This window comes from Chryseobacterium sp. C-71 (assembly GCF_020911865.1).
Taxonomy (GTDB): Bacteria; Bacteroidota; Bacteroidia; order Flavobacteriales; family Weeksellaceae; genus Chryseobacterium.
The window spans coordinates 1,207,531-1,230,441 of record NZ_CP087131.1 but is presented as its reverse complement, the minus strand read 5'-3'; the positions used below and the strand labels follow the sequence as shown (position 1 = coordinate 1,230,441).

The following is a 22,911-nucleotide window of genomic DNA, read 5'->3' as shown; positions in this document are numbered from 1 at the left end:
ATGTAATTTATTTCAAAAAGTTTTGACTTAAAGTTATCTCTCTAAAGATATAAAACTATTGTAAATTTCTACAAAAGTTTATGATTTAAAACAACTGTAATCAAGTTGAATTTTTTATTTAAATTTTTGAAATCTCCTCTAAGTAATCTTTTCTTCTCCAAATACTCAATAACGATTATTGAGATTAATCAAGAAAATTCATATACAACTTATTCGGCAAATTTTCAACGTTCATCCAAGACTTATGATATTTTCATCATAATCATAATATTTTGATTATCAGTATTACTTAATTGTAAATAATTAAAATATTGAATGATTACCGCAAAGATGAAATCCATGTTTTTGCCCTTAGCGTATATCATAGTATTATTGTGTCAATTGTGATACAGATACACTGTATTTTTCTAAATGAGAAAATATAAATTATAAAGTGGAGATGTGTTAAGCATTAATGTGATTGCGTTCAGAATATACAGAATCAAATCATTATCATCAAAAATATATGAGGTGATAATATTCAAAATCTTTGTTTTTTTACAATTTATGCAATTTATTTAAGATTTATGCTTGCCATCAGTTATTAAATACTTCTCGCTTTAAGTTGTATCATATAATTAAATAATTTAATCAAAACTAAGCTAAATGCTTTTTTTGAAACATAACTAATAATTCCATGGTAAACAATAATTTATGATGAAATTATATTTTTTGTTCCTCATTCTTTTTCCTTTCCATCTTTTTTCTTTGCGAGATTATTCGCTGGGCGAAATAAATGTTTATAAAAACCTGAAGATCGTGTCGGAGGTATCAAGTATGATTGAAAATAAGAAAGATTTTAAATCGGTTTTCAGTAGTAAAATATACAGTGATGCCTTTATTTCGAATTTTCTTTTTGAATATGATTTAGAATTGAGACATTCAAAATTAAATGAGCATAATAATGAAGATTTTAAAACTTCCACGAAATTAAAAACAGAAGTTGGAGATAATGATAAGCGGAATTTTGTTCTGGCAAAATATTATCAAAAATCACTGGAATATTTAATCAATAAAAAAATCGAAAAAGGAAGATCCAAAGATTCTATTCTGTTGTGTTTGAACAAGAGTAGCGAAGCGTTGCATAAAATTAAAGACAATAGTAAGACAGTAACCCCTGACCTTAAATATGATGCGATTATTCGAAATAATATTCTATTTGGGATTTTCTATCTGGAACACAAAAATCTCACAGAGAACTTGGGTGTTGCAGAAAAATACCTTATGTATGCTCTTCGAATTTGCGAAACTAAGAAGTATAAATTTAGCTCCTCAAACTATGTTGTCTTACTGAATCAATTGGGGAGGCTCTACCTTGAGAAAAAAGAATTCAAAAAATCAATTGTTTTTGTTAAACGGGCTATAGCTTTGGAAAAACAATACTATGACCCCTATCACAGAGTAGAATCCTTAAAATTACTTACCAATAACTATTTACAGATCGGAGATAAAGAAAGATCTAAATAACCTGAGTTCGGGTTAAGCGAAGTTTAAAAAAAGTTGACCGTCATTTACTTTTTGTAAGTTTAATGACGGTTTTTTTGGAAAGAAACAATACGCAGTCAGCCCTCCCAAAACATTCATCATAAAGTTGTTCACGCTTCGATGTCTGGTGTGTTCCACTTGGCAATGGTTTTTTAATTCATCATTTATGGTTTCAATAATCGCTCTTTTTCTGAGCAAAATCTTGTCTTCCATCTTCATTATATGATTTTTCATATTTTTTCTAAGCTTGGTAAACACTTGAATACCATCTGCAAAAAGCATCTCCCACAAAGCTTTTGAAAGATATCCTTTGTCTGCAAATAGTTTCCCAAAAAGTTGCTGGGTCATTTTTTTAATGTGTTTCAGATTTCTGTCATCCACATTTCCTTTCGTAAGATAAAAGGATAAGAGTTCACCTTTTTCATTACAGACCAAATGCAACTTAAATCCATAAAACCAGCCCATTGAAGACTTTCCTCGTTCTGCCAAACCTTTGAAAACTTTATGGTTGTGTATTCTTTGATTTCTGCAAACTTTCAAAGTAGTGCTGTCCATAAAACTAATTCCTGTGCATTTTCCCAAGCATTTTTCTTTTAGAAACAAAGCAAAAACCACAAAACTTCTTTGCTGGAGTTCAATAAATCTGTTGTAGGAAAGGGGTTTTAGGAAATAAGTCTTTCCAATAACCACAAACTATTTGCTGGTAATAATGTTTAAAAGTTTTATGAGCTCCCAAATGAAAACCAATCATAATGGTGATCATTTCAGAATCTGACATTAGAGAGGCTCTGTTTCTTCTTTTCTTGCTATGGCAGAGTGCTTCAAACTTCATTTTTTTAATTTGAGCATCAAACTCTTTACAAAAATCATCTATTTGTACAAAAATTTTTATAATTTGGTCTTTCAAATTCATAGCAGTAATTCGTTTAAATATTTGAATGTCAGAAACTTAAATATACGAATTATTGCTTTTTTGTACAAATTTTATTGATGTTCTTATCCCGAACTCAGGTTAAATATTATCTTGAGAACTACACTTTTCTTAAAGACAGTATTGCAATCGTAGATAAAAGCAATGCAGACAAGATCGTAAAAAAACTTTTGACTGAGGCTAATAATAAACATCAAGAAGATTATAATAAACAGCTTATTTACATGGTTACTTTTCTAGCAATTGTTTCCATAGCTATGATTTTTTTTTGCATGTGGAGAAATAAATTTTTGAATAAAAATTATGGCCAGTTAAGAAATGAGTTTGAGAACAATAAAGTGTTTATTCAGAACGATACGGAAATCGATAAAAATAATACTAGTGATGACAGTAGACAGACATTAAATAAAAATAGAATAAACACCGAGACAGAAACGAGAATACTTAATGAGCTTAAAGCTTTTGAGAATTCGGAAGCTTTTCTCGAAAGAGATCTTACCACTACCGTTATAGCAAATCTTCTGAATACCAATCCTAAATATTTGTCTGAAATAATAAAAAAAAACAGAGAACAGACCTTTAGTGAGTATATTAATAATCTGAAAATTGATTATATCGTGTACAAGCTGTACAACGAACCAAAATACAGAGATTACAAGATAAGCTATCTGGCAGAAGTCTGTGGTTACTCTTCTGTCCAGGTGTTTGCAATTGCCTTTAAAAAAGTACATGGTGTAACGCCATCTGATTTTTTACGGAAACTGAAAGAATAAGTCTACAAAATTGAAATTGTATTAACCTATTTTATTTTTAAAGCAAGGGCTTGTTGAACCTGTAAAACAACATATGATAGTATTTGTTTTTTCTCAAGTAGACGTCTGAATTGTCTAAAGTATTTCTTCTCAGACTTTCATGTAGATAAAGAAATGAATTTTTATAATGAAAAATATTTTGTGGAAATAGGAGTCTTTACATCTTTTTGATTAAAATAATATAGATTTTTTAGGTTTATGATTTTGATTTTTTTTGTTTTTTTAAATAAACGGGCTTTTTGTTTGTAAAATTATCATTTGTAATATAATAAAGTTACGAAATGTTTATTGATAGTATTGTATAGCGTGTTTTTGAATAAATTTTAAAATTAAAGCTTAGTTTCGGAATATTTGTAAATAGTTGATATTCATGTGTTTTTAATTGTAAAATAAACATGATTGAAGGATTCCCGAATTGATTAATTGTTATTTTTTGTTAAAATTAAATATCAGTGTAATATTGTACAGTTCAATAAAAGTTCCCTCTGTATTATTGAAACAGAATTAAAAAACTTTAGCTTATGATGCGAAAGAATTGCAACCCAATTTCCACTTATGTGATATCAAAATGTCTCACATGGAAATTGGGTCTTTTTTTTGCAATGCTTCCTATTTTATTTTCATCTCATCTTTTGGCTTCAGAAAACCCTTCATCAGAAACTGTTGTTTATGCCGAAGCAGATGTACCAGCTGAAATGGATTATGTTGAAAATCCTATACTGTATGTAAACGAAGGAACTACAGTATATGGTTTGGAGAACGTTTCTCAGAAAACATATTCTGAATCTCCTACAGAAAAAAAGTTAGTCAAGAAAAAGGCTAAAATTAAAGTTTCTGCAGTTTCAAAAACACATCACAAAGCAACGCAGCAAGATATCAAACCACCGAAAGCGATTGCTCCCATTTTTTCAAATCACGTTAAAGATGTTTTTAAAATATCCACTCACCAGAGTGGTATGGGGATGATTACTCCGCATCATTCTTTCAAAGTAGCTTTACTCAATGAGTTGGCTTATTTTTCTTTTCAATATTTTGTCAACACAAATTCATTATATATTAACTCGCCTTTTATTGCAGGAGGCGGTGCGAAGTTATTTCTTTTCACTCGGCCGCCTCCTCGTGGTTAGTTGTTACCAGAGATTGCAGATTTCTTTTTGTAGGTAATAAATGATATCTATGTATAACACTACAGTTATTCTGAGAATGACATGTGTATTTACAAGTATATTCCTACTAGATAGCATAAGAAATTTTACACGACAATCTTCTATTACCTTTTTATTATTAATTGTCAGAAAAGCTTACTCAATCACTTTATTTATTTGATGGTAAGTACAATATTTTAATGATCGCTTATTGACGATACGTTTACAACTTTCTATTAATAAAAAACCAATAATGAAAATAAGTTATTTTCTAAAACAGCTAAGTCGTATGTTGATAGCATCAGTCTTAGTTCTTTCTACCATAATAACTGTAGAAGCACAAGGGTTAAGCAAAAGCATATCACCCTCATCCATAATAGATGGCGGTACCGCAACCTATACGTTCACGGTAAACAACACCCAAACAGGAAGTGTTGCTTTATCTGGGATCAACTTTACAGATACTTTGCCGAGCGGTCTTCGTATTGCCGGTACACCCAATGTAGTAGTTACAGGTCTTACAGGAGGTACTACCACTGCGGCCGCAGGTGGTACATCTATAGCAGCATCCGGATATTCGATTGCAGCCAATACTGCAGCCACTATTACGGTGAATGTCACAAATGTCTCAGGGCAGACTAATACCAGTTGTGGCAGTAATCCGGCAGCGTTTACCAATACAGCAGCCAACATCAGCAACCTGAGTGGTAATCTTGCTAATAATGTAGGGAATATTTGTCTATTAGTAACAGATTATCCATTCGTTTGCCCACCAGCTCCTTATGCGGCGCAGCAGACTTGGTGGTTACCCAATGGGACTTCAAAAGTGAGAGTAGATTTCCAGACAGGGTCTCCGGTACTGAATAATCCTGCTACAGGGTTTTTAGGACAGGGTGCTGCAGGCGGTTTTGAAGGAAATGTTGCAGTAACAGATCCTACAAACGGAGCATTGCTTTTTGTAACCGATGGTGCCAGAGTGTATAAAGGCTCTACAGGAGTTTTGGCATCAGGAGCTCTTATTGGAGCGAACAATTCTACATCAGAGGCAGCAGCGGTAATACCAGACAGACAGGGGATTTTGGGTAGAAATTTCATCATTTTTGGAAACACTTCATTCAATACCGGAGGTACTTTAAACAGTGCGAAATATGATCTTCAGACCAATACAGTTTCAAATGTCACCTCCCTATTACCTGCAGGTACTGTTTATGCGGCATTAGAGGTAATACCGCATACCAATGGTACTGATTATTGGGTTTTGCTGTACACCAGCAATCAAAAAGTAAATTCTTATTTATATTCAGCAACCAGTGGGTTCAATCCCACTCTGGTTTCTTCAACTGATGTTCCTAATCTTGCAGGAACTACAGCTTCATTTATTGCAACAAGTACCTTTATTTCTTGGGATCCTAGAACTCCCGGGAAAGTTTTGATAACGAGACATAATAAAATAGGTTTAGCCAACTTCAATCCTACAACAGGAGCATTGGGGGTTTGGGATGTAAAAGTGACTGTAACATCAGGTACCACTGATGAAAGTACAGGTTCAGGATATTCAGCAGCATTGTCGCCAAACGGGAGATATATTTACTATGGGGAGTATGTGAGTGCAAGCAATATTACTCGTCTTAAATATTTTGACACGGTAAATAACACCACCACAACCCTTGACAGTACTGTGGGACCGCCTACAGGCATCAAAATAGCACCAGATGGAAGAGTTTACCGAATGGGTTATTCGGGAGGCGGAATCAATCAGCTGTACTATATCAATGCAAATGCAGACACACCGCCTGCAACCACAGGATCACAGGTACTCTTCAATACAGGAGGCAGAGAAATAAGTCTGCAGTTTCCCAACAATGTGTATTGGGGATGTTTCATCTGTAATGCAGGAAGTATAGCTCCGTCACTCTCAGGAACTATGCTTAATCCTGCTTGTCCGGCAACTACAGCAGACCTCAACAGTTTGCATAATGGCACAATACCGTCAGGCTCCACTCTTGTTTGGTTTACCAACAATACTCATACAGGTACAGCATACGCAACACCTAGTGCAGCAACAGCAGGTACATATTATGCATTTTATTATGACAGTGCCAATGTTTGCTACAGCCCTGCAAGCGCAGCGGTAGTAGTAAGTTTGCCAGACTGCACAGACAGTGATAATGATGGATATATTAATTCTGCTGATCTTGATGACGATAATGATGGTATTCTAGACGCCAGTGAGATGACCTGCCTTACCATCAATGCAGTGCAGCCTACACCAGCAGGAGCAACCAATTCATTTACGAATACAGGAAGTCCTTCTTTCGCTGCCACTTTTAGAGTTTCTACTGTACAGACTGCAGCATATACTTACGTGGCTAATATTTTCGGATACACCAATGTAACCTCTGTAGCAGCTCAGACCAATACAGGAAGTCCCATACTGACAGCAAGTTTTAATAGACCCGTTTATAGTTTAGATCTAGCATTAGATGATGTTGACGGATCAGAAACAGCAACGTTGAGATTTTATGATGCTTCAAATAACTTAATTCAGGGGTCTGTAGTACAGCAGTATGTCGTTTTCACGGGTAATCAGTTAAGCAGCGTTACTTACCCTTCAGGTCAAAGTATCTATGTAGTTGGAGGAGCTGCCGCAAGTACTACAGTACAGGCTTCATTACGAATTACCTTTCCGAAGACGATAGGGGTAAGCCGTATAGAATTTGAACAGGTTACTGCTTTGAATGGGACTTCAAATAGTGGACTGGTACTAATGAATGGTTGTGTGGATGTTGACACTGATGGCGATGGCATTTGGAACAGATTAGATTTGGACAGTGACAACGATGGTTGCGTAGATGCCATTGAGGGAGACGAAAATGTAACTCCATCACAATTACTAACAGCAGCTAGCGGTCTTTCCGTAGGGACAGGATCTACGGCGTCAAATCAAAATCTCTGTGCTACAAATACGTGTATTGATGCACAGGGGGTTCCTTCAATAGTAAACGCATTAGGGGCTGCAGATATAGGAAGTGACCAAGGACAGGGTGTAGGCACTTCGCAGTTTGCCCTTCTTACGCAGTGTGCGAGTTCTGTAAACTGTAATAAACCGGGAACTACAGGTACTGCGCTTCCTACAAAGGTGGGGATTATTACCAAAGCCAGACCTGCAGCGGGATGGCCTCAGAATGTACCTGGCGGAACAGTTGTTTGAGATTACCGTTCCGCTTGGCGTTATCAAATATTATAAAGAAAACCTGAAACAACTGATGACGCCTGAAAATGTTGAAATTCCGAAAGGATTGGAAGCGACGGGAAATCGGGGTGTTATTTATAAAGAACCTTTCGGGCCGACTTTGGTCATCGGACCTTTCAACGCTCCGGTTTTATTACTGCTCGATCCTGCGATCGCTGCTTTGGCAGCTGGAAATCCCGTGATTCTGAAACCGGCGAACACTACACCTACTGTGGCTGCACTTTTTCAGGAATTGATTCCTAAATATTTTGAACCTGAAGCCGTAAACATTGTTACAGGCGGAAGAGAAGAGATTACTTCACTTCTGGAGCTGCCTTTCGATTTTATTTTCTTCACAGGAAGTTCGAATGTAGGAAAGGTGGTTATGCGTGCTGCCGCAGAAAATCTCACCCCAATTATCCTTGAATTAGGCGGACAAAACCCAACGATTGTGGACGAAACTGCTAATCTTGATATTGCCGTCGACCGCATTGCGTGGGGACACAATGCGATTTCCGGGCAGTGGTGCATCGCTCCGGGATATGTTTACGTCCACGAAAGTATTGCCAATGAATTTATCGAAAAACTGAAAGCATCCATCCGGAAAATGTATGGAGAAAATCCACAGGAAAGTCCGGATCTGGCGAGAATGATTAGCGAGCACGATGCCGAACGGGTAGCTTCCTACATTATTCCCGAAAAGGTGGTAATTGGCGGAAGGTACGATGTTGCATCAAGATATGTAGAACCTACTGTACTTTATCCGAGCACCTGGGACGACCCGGCTTTGCAGCAGGAGGTTTTCGGGCCAGTACTGCCAGTGATGGCTTATTCTGATTTGAAAGAAGTAACCAACATTATCAAAAGAAAATCAAAATCTTTAGCAGCTTATATTTTCAGTAAAAACCAGAATAATATTGACTATTTCTTGAACTCTGTTTCTTTTGGTGGTGGTTGCATCAATCAGACCAATCTGCACTGCTGGATAGACAGCCTTCCGTTTGGCGGAGTGGGGTATGCCGGAATGGGTAAATATTACGGCAAAGCAGGTTTCGATGCATTGAGCAATACCAAGGCAATGCTTGTGGGCAATCCCGATTTGGAGCTGGATGTTTTTCCGCCCTATGAAGGAAAAGATATTGGAGCATCGCTAAGTCTGTTCAGTTCTTAACAAAATTAATTCAATTAAATTTTAACTATGATTACCAACGTATTAAGAATCAAGCCTTTCAATGACAAAGAAGAGGCTACGCTAGACTGGATGCAGAAAATGGCGGCAAAAGCAGCTGAAATGGCAGGATATATAAAAACAGAAATTGTTGAAACCAACCGCAGGGTTACTGAAAAAGAATTTTTAACGATTCTGCAGTTTGATACCAGAGAAAATCTATCGGTATGGGAAAACTCCACTTTCAGAAAAGAACAGATGATGTGGGCAGAAGATAACCTTGCAGATATCAATAACACGCCACTTTTTGAAGAATTTGGTGTATATCAGGAAAGCGGTCCGGGAGAACAGCGTCATCCGAACCGTTTCAAGGTTTATCTATTGGCAGTCTGTGTTATTTTCACTTTAATCAGCACCCTTGCACAGTATGTTCTGATGCCATTGGGGAAATTCCTCGGTACGCCGCCACTGCTGATAATTCTTCTGAATGTGGCAACCTTGGTTGCTATTGTAAGCTTTGTGGTGATGCCGTTTCTTATCAAAAAGCTGTATAGATTTTTGGTTTAATCTTTCCGCCAGAATTATTAAAAATAAATAAACAGATGAAAAAAACGATACTATTATTTTCGATGCTCTTTTGTATTCTCAATGTACAGGCACAACAGAATACAGAGCCAGTAAAACCTGTGGCAACTACAGCTGCAGCTCCTCAGCCTGCGATTCCGATTGAGTTTGTTCCGGGTTCGGACAGGTTTTATTTTCAGGCGATTATTTCAAGGGATATCCCGGAGACCAAAGGAAAACTTAGATTTATATCTGTCACCAACTATGCGACGGAGTATAAAAATGACAACGCCCGTGATAACGACTTTACATCGGTTAATATCGTCAGTTACAAATTAGGAAAACATATTGGTGTGGGTCCGTCTGCAGCAAATGTTGCAGGATTGGGCTGGATTCCGAGTGTCGGATTTCAGTTCGGGTGGAGAAAATCTTCTTGGTCATTGATTTTCAATCCGGCAATCAGTATCAATAAAAATACGAATACCAACAACGTTTTGGTCGCTGAATACTTCCCTGAAATTTCTAAAAATCATAAGTGGAGATTGTATGCAAGATTTCAGGCGCTTTATATTTATGATTTTAAAAATGATATGCATTCGAGAAGTCAGTACTTCGCAAGAATCGGTGTTTCTTACAAACAGTTTACCATCGGAGCGGCAGTAAATTACGATTATTACGGAGCCTCCAAAAGAGAAAAACGCAACTTCGGACCTTTCCTGAGAGTGACACTGTAAATCAATGATCCAATTGATAACTAAGATGATGATTCAGAAAGTTTTAGTATTTACTTTATTGCTTGGTCTAATGAGTATTTCTGCACAGGAATCTAAAGAAAATTCGCTAAAAATAAGTGGATCTGCAGAAGTGTATTATCAATTTGACACTAATAACCCGGAGAATAATACTCGTCCGGGTTTTGTCTACAGCCATCATCGCAACAATGAAATCAATATCAATCTGGCCTTTATCAAAGCCAATTATGAAACCGAAAATCTGCGGGCAAATTTAGCTTTGGCGACCGGAACATATATGAATGCCAATTATTCTGAAGAACAGGGTGTTTTGAAGAATATCTATGAAGCCAACGTTGGCTTTAAAATTTCAAGGCATAAAAATATCTGGATAGATGCCGGAGTTTTTCCTTCTCACATTGGTTTTGAAAGCGCAGTTGTAAAAGACAACTGGACTTTGACGAGAAGTATCGCCGCAGAAAATTCGCCCTATTTTGAAACCGGCGCTAAAATTACGTACACTACCGACAGTGGAAAATGGTTAATGAGCGCTTTGGTTGTCAACGGTTGGCAGCGCATTCAACAGGTTGATGGCAACAGCGTTCCCTCTTTTGGGCACCAGCTGACGTATACACCAAATGAAAAACTGACCCTTAACAGCAGTTCATTTATAGGAAACGACAGACCAGACAGCATACGACAGATGCGGTACTTTCACAATTTGTACGGAATTTATAAGATCAATAAGCAATGGGCGGTGAGAGCGGGTTTTGACATTGGTGCTGAGCAAAAAACTAAAGGAAGTGATTCTTATAATATTTGGTATACCCCGGTTTTGATTGCCAAATATTCACCGACAGAAAAATTCAGTATTGCCGCAAGAGGTGAATATTATCATGACAAATATGGTGTCAAAATAGCCACAGGAACCGAAAATGGCTTTCAGACCTTCGGGTATTCTCTGAATGCGGATTACCAAATTTTGCCAAACCTGCTTTGGAGAACGGAAATCAAAAATCTCAACAGCAGAGATGCCTTATTCATGAATCGAAATAAAGAATTTGAAAGAAATAGTTTTACAACGGTGACTTCTTTGTCAGTTTATTTCTAAACTTAAATCCAAAAATTTTATGCAATCTTTTTTACTATTTTCAAGAATAATAAATATGAAGTGCTGCTTGCTGCATTGCTTCTGCATCTTTTGTAGGTATTTTAGTTACCCATATAGAATTTTATCAGGAAGTTCTTTGGCCTGTGAATATGGCTATTCTGGGACTTGCAAGCATCTGTATTTTTTCAGAGAAAGGTAAAGCTAATGTGATTATAAGAAATATTCTTATAATTTTGGAAGTGTATTGCCATTGCTTTCTTTTTGTCAATAAATTATTGGTTTGGGTGAATTTTTAACAAATCTAAAAAAATAGTTAATTACTTTAATATCTAAAGCGTAAATTCTAGTGATATTGAATTACTCCTCAATTAGATGTTCATTTTGGTCGTCTTTTCTATGAATAAAAACTAAAAGCAAATAATTTTTTAAATAAAAAAATAAGGAAAAGTAATTTTTGTCTTTGAAAGTCTGTGTCTTAGTAAAATTAGGTAATCAAATATGATGTTTTTTTTGCAAAAATTAAAAAAAGACATATATTTGCACAAGTAAAAATGACAGCAGAAATTTTTCTCAATTTATTTTTTAAAATAAAATTGATCCGGTAGTTCAGCTGGTTAGAATGCCGCCCTGTCACGGCGGAGGTCGCGGGTTCGAGTCCCGTCCGGATCGCAACTACAATATCAAAGTAGTGCAAAAAGCTTTAAAACATATGTTTTAAAGCTTTTTTTTGTTTCGTGTATTGGTAATGATTCAGGACTCAATACTGATCAATTCCAAAACTTGGGGACTAGGCAAAAAGTTTGTATAATCTAAAGAGGAAAAACGTTCTGTCTTTTACACCTTTAAACTAAACAATACAATAATTAGTAAAGATTTATCAGCTACGAATTGATTTTTATTTAAAAACAACTACAAACACCAAATTAGTAAAACTCATGGTAAAATCTAATTGAATGTCTCACTGATTTCATCAATATTAAAATTTTTATATTGGAAGTAAATATGTGAATGGAAATCATTTATTTTTCTGAGCATTTCCAAGAGTTCATTTTTTTCGTTATTTTCAAGTTTTCCGGCAAGAATTTTTGACGTCATATTCACTTTTTCTACGGAACGATGAAAAAAATCTTTACCTTTTTCGGTAAGATTCAATCTTTTACTTCTTTTATCCTCCAAATCATTTTTTTCTTCAATTAATTGATGCTCCAGAAGTCTTTTGATGATTTGCGTTCCGGTTTGTTTCTCGTGGCCGTTTCTTTCAATGAGTTGAATTTTAGTCAAATTCGGTTCGTCTTTCAGTCGGTAGAGATACGTAAATTCTTCGTTTGCAAGCTCAGGAAAATCAGCCAATCCTTTTCTGATAAGCTGTTTAGAATATCTTCCCAAAAGTAAAACCTGTTTGCAGATCTCATTTTCCGTAAAAGAAACCTGATGCTGTTCATTTTTAAAAAGTTGAGTCGGGCTTTCCTTTCTGTATTTTTTATCATTCATCCAAATACGGAAATCCTCAACCGTATAATGAGGTTTGTAAGCTTCAGAATTTTCAAATTCTTTAACCTGATGCAGCAAATCAATGAAAAAATCAGTATTCATAGCGCAAATTTAATCTAAGTATTTTAAATATTTTTTATAATCTAATAAAGAGGTTTAAGAATATAAATCCTCCAACTCTCCAACCCTAAAACTCTCTAACTCTAAAGCTTAACACTTCCCATTCCGCCATCAATTCCAAAAACCTGTCCTGTAATCCACGAAGATTTATCCGAAACAAGGAAAGCCGTCATTTCCGCAATTTCTTCAGCCGTTCCCACTCTTTGCAACGGATGTCTTTTTGCTGAAGCTTCTCTTTTCTCTGGTGTTGCCAAAAGCTGTGATGCTAAATTCGTGTCCGTTAAAGAAGGTGCAATTGCGTTCACCCTGATTTTCTGAGCCGAAAATTCCGCCGCCAGACTTTTCGTAAGACCTTCCACTGCATTTTTACTCGCCGCAATAGAAGCGTGAAAAGGCATCCCCAGTTTTGCCGCAACGGAACTGAAAAGCACAACAGAGGCACTTTCCGACTTTTTAAGATTCGGCAACAGTTTTTGAATAATTTTAACCGCTCCCAAAACATTGATCTCAAAATCATTTTTAAAATCATCTACAGAAAGTCGGTTAAAAGGTTTTAAATTAATGCTTCCCGGTGCATAAACCAATCCATCCACCACTTCAGGGAAAGTAATTTCATCTAAATTTCCGGAAAGAATATCCATTGGATGAAATTCAATATTCGGATGACTCAGTTCAGGATTTTCCGTTCTGGAAATTCCGATGATCCTGTTATGTTCTGCAAGAATTTTTGCCGTTGCTAATCCGATTCCCTTTCCGCAACCGATGATGACTATATTTTTCATAATGATTTATTTTTAATTTTTTGAACATGATGTTTACTACGTTTTCATTTTGAGACACTTCGACAGGCTCAGTGTGACATCTCTAATACTATTCGTTTAACTATCTCTTAATTGTCAGGCTGAGCTTAGTTTATCCTGAGTCTGACGAAAGAAAGTCTCTATTTACAAAGCTTTTTTGCTCTTTTGAAGAACTTTATTTCCAAACAATTCTTTTGTGCCTTTTGCGGCTAAATCAACTACCTTTTCGAGATTTTATTATTGCTGATGATTCTCTGTCTGCTGCATTTAAAGCGATCGATCGCTTCGCTTCTTTTCTTCAGATGTTTCTGGCTTATTCCCGAATTCACTCTTTTTCTCCAAAGCTTAAAACTCGATTCTTTAAGTTCTGAGCGCATAAGTTCAATTACTTCTGATTCACTTATTCCAAACTGAAATTTTATCGCTTCAAATGGCGTTCTGTCTTCCCACGCCATTTCGATGATTCTGTCAATTTCTTGTATGTTGAGGTTTTTATTCATTTTTTAAATTTTATCGTGAAATCCTTCGACAAGCTCAGGATGACATCTCTAATACTAACTTTTACTTTGCGTTGTCAGGCTAAGCTTAGTTTATCCTGAGCTTGACGAAGGAAAGCCTCTATTAACAAAGCTTTTTTGCTCTTTTGAAAAAACTTTTTACCAATCAATTCTTTTGTGTCTTTTGTGGTTAAAAAATCATTTCAGATTTTCAATAAATTCCTTTGCAGTTTTCAAATGCTGTTTTCGTTTTTCTTCAGGCATTTTCTCCAGTGTTCTCAGCATCATTCCCAATCTTGGATTTTTGGGAAAAAAATCTTGATGGTCATTAATAAAATTCCAGAACAGCGCATCCCATTGTTCCGCCCAATCTCCGTCAGGATAATCACTCATTTTTTTAATATAATTGCTTCCGCTGATGTACGGTTTTGTGCTCATCTTTCCGCCGTCCGAAAAACTGCTCATTCCATACACATTCGGAACCATCACCCAATCGTAGGAATCGATGAACATTTCCATAAACCATTGGTAAACTTCATGAGGATTGAACTGGGCAAGATTCATAAAGTTGGCAAAAATCATCAGTCGTTCGATGTGATGTGCATAACCGGTTTTCAGGATTTTCTTAAGCGAACTGTCAATCGGACGGATTCCCGTTTTGGCGGTGTAAAAAGATTCCGGAAGTTTTTGCTTATGTTTCCAGTAATTTTTATTCCGCTGATACGTTCCCTGATAAACATAAACCCCGCAAACAAATTCTCTCCAACCCAAAATCTGCCGCACAAAACCTTCCAGAGAATTCACCGGAATATCGTTGTTTTTTGCAAATGAAATCGCTTTTTCCAAAACATTTTCAGGTGTTAAGAGCCCGACATTCATTAACGGAGAAAGCACGCTGTGATGCAGAAAATGTTCCTTTTCCACGATGCTGTCCTCGTAAATGCCAAATTCCAGAAAACGGTTTTCCAGAAACTGTTCCAGCCATTGTTTCGCTTCCTTGAAGGTAGTCGGGTAGAGCTGTTCATCCGTAAGCGTTCCGTAATTCTTGGCAAAATGCTTTTCGGCGTATTGTTTTGCTTCCTCGTAAAATTCATTGTTTTTCGGAAAATGAATTGCGGGCGCTTTTTTATTTTTCGGATATTTTTTCCGGTTTTCGGTGTCGTACGTCCATTTTCCGCCCAAAGGTTTTCCCGCTTTCATCAGGATATTTCGGGTAATTCTCTGCTGCTTATAAAAATCAGTCTGATGATAGGCTTTTTTACCTTCAAAATAATCTTTCAGCTCTTCTTTGCTGTTGATGAAAAGCGGACTATCCAAAATTTCGAGTTCCAGTTTTGTTTCTTTTAATCTTTTTTCCAGCCAATTGTCGCAAACATCTGTTGTCTTTATCGTTGTAAAACTATCTTTTTCAAGCTTCGGAATTAAATTTCTGATGTCCGAAAATTTCGATGAAATTTCTATATATTCAACTTCAAAACCTGTCTTTTTTAATTCATTTTCATAAAATTTCATTGTTGCACGGTGAAACGCAATCTTCTGTTGATGAAATAAATACTGCTTAAAAAACAGAAATTCCTCTATCAAAAATACAGGCTGACTTTTATCCAGATAATCCATATCCTCAAAAAGCTGATGCGGAAAAATCAGTTGGGCGGTATGTTTTACTGTTTTAGCCATAATTTTATGAATTCTTGGTTAGAATCGTACATTTCTGCCTGTTTTTCAGGGTTAAAAGTCCGGTCACGGTTGTCATTTCCGACTCCGGCGAGATACATCCAATTGCCGTAATTGCTGTGAACATCATAATCAATCAGCATTTCCTCAAAATAAGCCGCTCCGATTATCCAGTCCTGTTTCAGGATTTTGCAGAAATACGAAGCTACATTCTGTCGACCGCGATTGCTCATCCAGCCTGTATTTTTGAGTTCGAGCATATTCGCATTCACGAAATCGGAATCCGTTTCTCCATCCTTCCATTTTTGAATCAATGTTTTATTGTTTTCAACGAAATATTTCTGATGATTGATTCCGCTTTTCGAAAAAATCAAATCTTTGTACTGTAAAGAAACATATCTGAAAAAATCCCTCCAAAGCAGCTCAAAAATCAACCAATACGTTGAATCATTGGCTCCGAATTCCTCCTCATATTTTTTTATTTCGTGGTAAATGGTTACCGCAGATATGCTTCCATCCGACAGCCAAGCGGAAAATTTTGAACTGTAATCTATTCCCACCAAACCGTTTCGGGTTTGTTTGTATTGACTCAGATTTTGCGTTTCTGAAAAATAATGATGCAATCTTTTCAATGCTTCATTTTCTCCGCCCGAAAAAGGAAAAGCTGTTCTTTCGTCCGTTTCAAAATCTTCAAAACCGATCGATTTTAATGAAATGGCATCGCTTTTAAAATGAATCTCCGATTTGTTGTATATCAAATCTTTCGATTCAAATTCAGGGCGAATCAGCAGATTTTTTTCAATTTTCTGCCGGAACGCGGTAAAAAGCATCGGAATTTTATCCAAAGTCTTAAAAACAAAAAGCGGATGAACCAGAAACTGAGAATACGATTTTTCCCAAATGGCAGCCGGAACCACACTTCGGATTTTTGTATGAAGTTCGGTTTCCTCTTTAGTCCATTCTTCCTGACAGAAAATCTTCACGACTTCAAATTCCTCGGAAATGTCTTTTAAAACGTCTTCCGTTTTGCTGTATTTGACTAAAAAAGGAATCTTCTGTTTTGCTAAATTCTGCTTTAAATTTTCTACACTTTCCAGCAAAAATTTTGCACGGTATTTTCCGATTTTTCTGGAACCGAATTGTGTCTGAGCAAAAAATTCAGAGTCAAAAACATACACTGCAATAAAAGGTAACTCTTCCTGCATCACATTGTATAAGGATTCTGAATCTCTTGTTCTCAAATCTTTGGTGATCCAGAGGATGTTGATTTTTTGTTTTTTCGGCATCTTTCGCTGCAATATTTTACTTCGTCCCAGTTTTTTTTCCACTTTTTCCGCCAGTTGAAAGGCAGTCCGCAGACTTCACAGATTTTGGAAGGCAATCCTGAAGGCATATTTTTTATATTAAACTTTAAATCAAATACAATTGTAATGTTAACAGGTCGCTCCTACGGAGCTTCCTTTTTACGGCTTTCTATTTTCTATTAACAGTACATTCCTACGGAATTTTATAATGCTCCGATAGGAGCTGACTGTTAATAGCTAACATTTTTATAAGATATGAGCTCCGTAGTAGCGACCTGTTAATGATTCATTTATTTCAACAGAATCGTTTTCAAACCTTTCGGCTCTTTTAATAACCTGTAATTCATCAAAATCTTTTGTGACTTTTGACTCCGTCGAATCTTCGATTTGCGGTTAAATATCACTTACAATAATTTTTAAAATTATTAATCGCCACATCTTTCGCTTTAAGATCGTGCATCATATTATACAGTCCGAAAAATGTTCGGTTCAGGTAAATGAAATGTCGGGAACCGCGGTTCGTATTCATTCCTTTCATATCACTTGCTTTCGCATATTTCTGTCCCAGATCGGCAATTTCCTGAAAGAACGACTCATCTGAAAAGTCAAATTTTTCCTGATTAAACGGTCTCGTAAACAATTCAAGCAATTCGTAGAATAATTTGGCAAAAAACTCTTTTTCTTTTTCTGAATCTTCTGTTCGAAGAATTTCCAGCGTGAACAATTTCTCACGGAAAATCTCAGGATTTTTCAGATTTTCTTCTTTCGCCAGTTCGAAATACGGAATGTAGAAATCTTCCGGAATCTCTTTGATACAGCCAAAATCGATAACCAATAATTCATTGTTTTCCGAAATCAGGAAATTTCCCGGATGCGGATCGGCGTGAACTTTTTTCAGAATATGCATCTGATACATATAAAAATCCCAAAGCGTCTGTCCAATTTTATTCAAATCCTCCTGCGAATTCTGTTTTTTAGTAAATTCCGAAAAATGAATTCCCGACATCCAATCCATCGTAATGATCTTTTCACACGAATATTCAGGGTAGTAATGAGGGAATTTCACATTGGGAAGATGACTGCATTCTTCTGCAAAATGCTGACTGCGTTTCAGTTCCAGATTATAATCGGTTTCTTCAAACAATTTGTCTTCCACTTCCTGAAAGTAAGATTCTGAACCTTCTTTTTTGATGTTAAACATCTTCATTGCAATCGGTTTTACCATTTTCAGGTCGCTGGAAATACTTTCTCTCACACCTGGATACTGGATTTTTACCGCTAGTTTTTTACCGTCTTTTTTCGCAGTATGAACCTGTCCGATACTCGCAGCATTAACCGATTCGGCGGAAAATTCATCAAAAATATCTTCCGGATTTTTCCCGAAATATTTTCTGAAAGTTTTCTTTACCAAAGCTCCCGACAAAGGCGGAACGGAAAATTGAGAAAGTGAGAATTTCTCTACATATTCCACCGGAAGAATGTTTTTTTCCATACTCAGCATTTGTGCGACTTTCAAAGCAGAACCTTTCAATTCTTTTAGTGAGTCGTAAATGTCTGTTGCGTTGTCTTCATTCAGAATTTTTCGGGCTTCTTCTTCATCTTTCGTGATTTTATTTCCGTAATATTTCAGGTAATTAATACCGACTTTTGCACCTGCTTTGAGCAGGCTACTTGTCCGTTTAATTTTTCCTGTGGGGATTTTATCTAATGTTTTCATTTTAAATTTTGTTTGTTTTGTATTTCTTAAACGCAAAGTGCGCACAGATTTTTTTTTAGATGCTAACTGTTTCAAGGTCGCAAAGGCGTTTGATTACATCGAATCTTTGATTTCACTCAGCAAAATCTTAAAATGTAAATAATTAGATATTTTTCAGATGCCAAGATATAAAAGCGAATCGCCAAAAGCCATTCATCAGCTCATTTTAAACTTTTCCTTCCAAATGAATTTTCCAAGGTCAAATACTTTTCTCAATGGTTCGTTGTCCATCAGTTCAAAACCCGTATCAATGGTTTTCTCGATGAAAATGTCGGTTTTTTCAAAATCGGGAGAAGTATCTTTTTTCCAGAAGTCAATGGCGGAAACCAAATGAAGCCAAAGTACTTCCTGTCTTGATTTTTCGTTAAATTTTCGGATATCTTCTTTCGCTTTCTCAATCATTTCCCATTCGTTAAAGTTTAAAGTATTGATAAATTGTTTATGATTTTCACGAAGGTTCTGAAGGATTTTGATTTTCTGAAGTTTATTATTTCCCAAAATTGACAAAACCAAAGAACGGTTCATCGTAAGATTTTCAAAGAAAATGAAATAGACATTTAATAATTTTTCTTTTGTAGCAACCTCATCAGAAGAATTGACTTCCGAAGCCAGTTCTAAAGATTTAGTAAAAAGATGATTCAGCATTTCTCTTTCAATCTGCTCAAATCCTGAAAAGTAATGGTAAAATTCTTTTTCCTCAAAATTGTTTTCTTTAGCAAAAAGGTAAACATTTTTTGGCTTTTCTCCATGATTCAAAAGATAATCACCGTATAGTTCAAATATTTTTTCCTGTGTGATATTGGCTTGTTCTTGCATAATAGAATTTATTTATTGACAAATTTAGTAATTAATTTTATTTTTAATTAAAATAAAGTATAAATTTGTACTATATAAACCATTTAATTTTTGAATTATGTTGACAATACAGGCACAATCGAATATACCTACAGATTTTGGAATGTTTACTGTTTATGCATTCTCAGAACACGAAGACGACTGGAGCCCGCATTTGGTTTGGGTTGCAGAAAATACAGATTTCAACAAAACGGTGAATGTTCGTTTTCATTCGGAATGTATTACAGGTGAAGTTTTTCATTCGAAAAAATGTGAATGCGGACAACAGCTTGATACTGCAATGAAATATGTGTCGGAAAACGGCGGAATGATTATTTATCTTCGTCAGGAAGGGCGGAATATCGGAATCATCAATAAATTGAGAGCTTATGCGCTTCAGGAAAAAGGTTTTGATACCGTGGAAGCCAATTTAAAACTGGGTTTGCCTGCAGACGGAAGAAATTTTGATGTAGCGGTGGAAATGCTTAAGATTCTGAATGTGAAAGAAATTAATTTGCTGACCAATAATCCGGATAAGCTTAAATCTCTTGAAAACAGTGGAATTATTCTCAATCACAGAGTCCCTTTGGAAATAGAATCTAACGAAGTGAACGAAGGTTATCTTTCAAAAAAGAAAGATTATTTCGGACATCTTTTAGAAAAGGTATAATTTTCTCATTATGTTGAGAAAAAACTTCCAGTCACCAAAACCAATCTTATGAAAAAAATTCTGCTTACCGGTGCTACCGGATACATCGGGAAACGAATGATTAACGTAATCGCTGCTCAAGGCTATCAAGTCATCTGCTGCTGCAGAGACAAAAACCGTTTTTCTAAAAGTGTGGATATTGATGATGCACAGATTGAAGTGGTGGAAGTGGATTTTCTGAAACCCGAAACACTGGATAACATTCCGAAAGATATTTCAGGAGCGTATTACTTGATGCATTCGATGAGCAACAGCAACGATTATGCAGAAGTTGAAAGACAATGCGCTGTTAATTTTTCAAATTATATTGAAACTACCGACTGTAAACACATCGTTTATCTTTCGGGTTTGGCGAATGAAAAAGAATTATCACAACATTTGAGTTCAAGATTTGAAGTTGAAAAAATCCTGATGAAATGTAAAGTTCCTGCAACAGTTTTAAGAGCGGGAATTATTATTGGTTCAGGAAGTGCATCGTTCGAAATCATCAGAGATCTGGTGGAAAAATTACCGGTAATGGTGGCTCCGAAATGGCTCCACACAAAATGTCAGCCGATTGGAATTGCCAATGTTCTGGATTTTCTGATCTTTACTTTATTTAAAGAACAGGCATATCACAAAAATTTTGACATCGGATGCGATAATGTTTTGACCTACAAAGAAATGCTTTTGGAATTTGCCAAAATCAGAGGACTGAAAAGAAAAATTTTCACCGTTCCTGTTATGACTCCGAAATTGTCTTCGTATTGGCTGTATTTTATTACTTCAACATCTTACAATCTGGCTTCTGCATTGGTCGGAAGTATGAAGATTGAAGTTATCTGCAGACCGGAAAGCCTTGCGGAAATCAAACATATTACCGGAGTTCAGCCTTTTTCTTATGATACGGCTTTGAGAAGAACTTTGGCTAAAATTCAGGACAACGAAATTGCTTCAAGCTGGAAAGACAGCTTTATCAGCAGCAGAAGCGATTCCAGCCTGAAAGATTATCTGGATGTCCCAAAATATGGCTGTTTTACAGATTTGAGAACGGCAGAATATGACGATCGTGAACGATGTCTTGACCGGGTTTTTTCTTTAGGTGGTGTAAACGGATGGTACGGACAAAGCCTTTGGGAAATACGGGGTTTGATGGATTTAATGGTCGGAGGTCCCGGATTGAGACGGGGAAGAACACATCCCGATAAACTTCACGAAGGCGATGCGCTTGATTTCTGGCGTGTTTTATATGCCAATAAAGAAGAAGGAAAACTGATTCTCTTTGCAGAAATGAGACTTCCCGGAGAAGCTTGGCTGATGTTTAAAGTGTACAAAGGCAAACTTTGGCAGAAAGCCGTTTTCCGGCCTCAAGGATTGACGGGAAGGTTGTATTGGTATTCTGTTTTGCCGTTTCACGGGATTATTTTTAAAGGGATGGTGAGGAGATTAGCTGATAATTCTTTAAAATAGATTTTTTAGTAGCATAAAATATTTATTATCGCTATTTTATTTAAGTCTTTTGTACCACTATTCTTACAACGTTCTGCAGATAATTAGCAAGAGCCATAAATGGCTTAATGGGTGTGAAGTACTGAAGTCGAGTTCGTATACAATTTTATAGTGAGCTAAAAAAAATGGCTATCAAAGGTAATTTTCTGCAAACTGTTGAGATAGAATTATTTAATTAAATGAATTTAATCCTTAGCCAAGTTAACCTTAAAGCATTATCTGCATAGGTTTTTCAAATGTTTATTTAAAAATTTTAATTTTCAGTGTTTTTCCTATGCGATAAACAGTGTTTATCCTGTGGTATGTAATATTATTATTGCACAACTTTGGTAGTATAAACTAATGCCATGAAAATCACAGAGTTTCTTTCGAAACTTGTTACTGCAGTAAATGCAGAAATAACAGGAATCCCTATTGTCGAATTGGCCAATATAGCTACTTTGAACGATGGAGATGAGTTTCTGTCTTCCAAATCTTCCATCATTTTATCGATTGTCAACATTGAAGAAGATAAGGTGATGAAAAATCAAACTTTATATAAAAACTATATTCCCTCAGGCAATACGGTAGAAAAATATAAGAATCCTACTCAGAATTTAATTTTATCACTTTTATTTGCCTCCTATAATATCGATCAGTCGAAATACACAGAAGGAATAGATAAGCTGGAAGCAGTGATCAGATATTTTCAGAATAATCGTGTTTTTTACTGGCAAGCTCCAGATTTATTAGAATATATTCCCGAAAGCGGATTTTATGACAAGCTCATCTTTGATATGGTCAGTCTGAAAACCGATCAGCTCAACCAGATGTGGTCTTATCTTGGGGCAAAATACATGCCTTCGGTATTGTATCAGGTACAGATGGTTTCAATACAGGCAGAAGAAACTTCGTCAGAAGAAATCATTAAAAAAGCTACAATTCAACTTTGGGAAAATGATCCCAACGATTCTACCGGACATTTGGAATCCGGCACTTTCACCAAAAACGACGATAACGAAATTATAACAACTACTTAAA

General features: G+C 36.0%; 19 protein-coding genes, 1 tRNA gene and 1 pseudogene. 12 read left to right on the top strand and 9 right to left on the bottom strand.

Features of this window, described 5'->3' with window-relative positions; genetic code table 11:
* Positions 1-693: 693 nt before the first annotated feature.
* Positions 694-1,506: a hypothetical protein gene (locus LNP04_RS05565; RefSeq protein WP_229985568.1), complete on the top strand. Its 813-nt coding sequence runs from the start codon at positions 694-696 to the stop codon at positions 1,504-1,506.
* 12 nt (positions 1,507-1,518) lie between these two features.
* Here LNP04_RS05565 and LNP04_RS05560 read toward each other — a convergent pair.
* Positions 1,519-2,437, bottom strand: a pseudogene (locus tag LNP04_RS05560) (IS982 family transposase).
* Positions 2,438-2,514: 77 nt separating this feature from the next.
* On the opposite strand from LNP04_RS05560, the gene LNP04_RS05555 reads away from it, so the two are divergent.
* From LNP04_RS05555 to LNP04_RS05520, 8 genes are all read left to right on the top strand, one after another.
* Positions 2,515-3,228: an AraC family transcriptional regulator gene (locus tag LNP04_RS05555; protein ID WP_229985567.1), complete on the top strand. Its 714-nt coding sequence runs from the start codon at positions 2,515-2,517 to the stop codon at positions 3,226-3,228.
* A gap of 560 nt (positions 3,229-3,788) precedes the next feature.
* Positions 3,789-4,394 carry a hypothetical protein gene (locus LNP04_RS05550; RefSeq protein WP_229985566.1) on the top strand — a complete coding sequence of 202 codons (606 nt, stop codon included), beginning with the start codon at positions 3,789-3,791 and terminating at the stop codon, positions 4,392-4,394.
* A 271-nt stretch (positions 4,395-4,665) separates the two neighbouring features.
* Positions 4,666-7,623 (top strand): hypothetical protein, encoded by a 2,958-nt coding sequence (locus LNP04_RS05545; protein ID WP_229985565.1) that lies wholly within the window; start codon positions 4,666-4,668, stop codon positions 7,621-7,623.
* On the top strand, positions 7,598-8,815 hold the full coding sequence (locus LNP04_RS05540; RefSeq protein ID WP_229985564.1) for an aldehyde dehydrogenase family protein: 1,218 nt from the start codon (positions 7,598-7,600) through the stop codon (positions 8,813-8,815). The genes LNP04_RS05545 and LNP04_RS05540 overlap by 26 nt, the downstream gene beginning before the upstream one ends.
* Positions 8,816-8,842: 27 nt before the next feature.
* A complete protein-coding gene (locus LNP04_RS05535; protein ID WP_229985563.1) occupies positions 8,843-9,379 on the top strand; it encodes a hypothetical protein in 537 nt (178 codons plus the stop codon).
* 35 nt (positions 9,380-9,414) lie between these two features.
* Complete coding sequence (locus tag LNP04_RS05530; protein WP_229985562.1) at positions 9,415-10,110, top strand: hypothetical protein; 696 nt, start codon at positions 9,415-9,417, stop codon at positions 10,108-10,110.
* Positions 10,111-10,135: 25 nt separating this feature from the next.
* The gene (locus tag LNP04_RS05525) at positions 10,136-11,218 is read left to right on the top strand and encodes a porin (protein ID WP_229985561.1); all 1,083 of its coding nucleotides are present in this window, start codon (positions 10,136-10,138) and stop codon (positions 11,216-11,218) included.
* Between the two features lie 595 nt (positions 11,219-11,813).
* Positions 11,814-11,887 (top strand) — tRNA-Asp (locus LNP04_RS05520).
* Positions 11,888-12,163: 276 nt separating this feature from the next.
* Here LNP04_RS05520 and LNP04_RS05515 read toward each other — a convergent pair.
* The 8 genes from LNP04_RS05515 to LNP04_RS05480 form a co-directional block, all read right to left on the bottom strand.
* Positions 12,164-12,811, bottom strand: a complete 648-nt coding sequence (locus LNP04_RS05515; protein ID WP_229985560.1) for a MarR family winged helix-turn-helix transcriptional regulator — start codon at positions 12,809-12,811, stop codon at positions 12,164-12,166.
* 101 nt (positions 12,812-12,912) lie between these two features.
* Complete coding sequence (locus LNP04_RS05510) at positions 12,913-13,611, bottom strand: SDR family NAD(P)-dependent oxidoreductase (protein WP_229985559.1); 699 nt, start codon at positions 13,609-13,611, stop codon at positions 12,913-12,915.
* A gap of 236 nt (positions 13,612-13,847) precedes the next feature.
* Complete coding sequence (locus LNP04_RS05505; protein WP_229985558.1) at positions 13,848-14,129, bottom strand: TIGR03643 family protein; 282 nt, start codon at positions 14,127-14,129, stop codon at positions 13,848-13,850.
* 195 nt (positions 14,130-14,324) lie between these two features.
* Positions 14,325-15,803, bottom strand: coding sequence for a cryptochrome/photolyase family protein (locus LNP04_RS05500; RefSeq protein WP_229985557.1), 1,479 nt, complete (start codon positions 15,801-15,803; stop codon positions 14,325-14,327).
* Positions 15,788-17,086, bottom strand: coding sequence for a DASH family cryptochrome (locus LNP04_RS05495; protein ID WP_229985556.1), 1,299 nt, complete (start codon positions 17,084-17,086; stop codon positions 15,788-15,790). Before LNP04_RS05495 ends, LNP04_RS05500 begins: the two co-directional genes overlap by 16 nt.
* Complete coding sequence (locus LNP04_RS05490) at positions 17,038-17,193, bottom strand: DUF2256 domain-containing protein (protein WP_082423549.1); 156 nt, start codon at positions 17,191-17,193, stop codon at positions 17,038-17,040. The genes LNP04_RS05495 and LNP04_RS05490 overlap by 49 nt, the downstream gene beginning before the upstream one ends.
* 311 nt (positions 17,194-17,504) lie before the next feature.
* Positions 17,505-18,821 carry an AarF/ABC1/UbiB kinase family protein gene (locus tag LNP04_RS05485; protein ID WP_229985555.1) on the bottom strand — a complete coding sequence of 439 codons (1,317 nt, stop codon included), beginning with the start codon at positions 18,819-18,821 and terminating at the stop codon, positions 17,505-17,507.
* Between the two features lie 195 nt (positions 18,822-19,016).
* Positions 19,017-19,676 carry a TetR family transcriptional regulator C-terminal domain-containing protein gene (locus tag LNP04_RS05480; RefSeq protein ID WP_229985554.1) on the bottom strand — a complete coding sequence of 220 codons (660 nt, stop codon included), beginning with the start codon at positions 19,674-19,676 and terminating at the stop codon, positions 19,017-19,019.
* A gap of 97 nt (positions 19,677-19,773) precedes the next feature.
* Between LNP04_RS05480 and ribA the strand changes: the two genes are divergently transcribed.
* The 3 genes from ribA (at position 19,774) to LNP04_RS05465 (ending at position 22,910) form a co-directional block, all read left to right on the top strand.
* Positions 19,774-20,364, top strand: a complete 591-nt coding sequence (gene ribA / locus LNP04_RS05475) for a GTP cyclohydrolase II (protein WP_229985553.1) — start codon at positions 19,774-19,776, stop codon at positions 20,362-20,364.
* Positions 20,365-20,412: 48 nt separating this feature from the next.
* Positions 20,413-21,852, top strand: coding sequence for an SDR family oxidoreductase (locus tag LNP04_RS05470; RefSeq protein WP_229985552.1), 1,440 nt, complete (start codon positions 20,413-20,415; stop codon positions 21,850-21,852).
* Positions 21,853-22,238: 386 nt separating this feature from the next.
* On the top strand, positions 22,239-22,910 hold the full coding sequence (locus LNP04_RS05465; RefSeq protein ID WP_229985551.1) for a DUF4255 domain-containing protein: 672 nt from the start codon (positions 22,239-22,241) through the stop codon (positions 22,908-22,910).
* The last annotated feature ends 1 nt before the right edge of the window (position 22,911 follow it).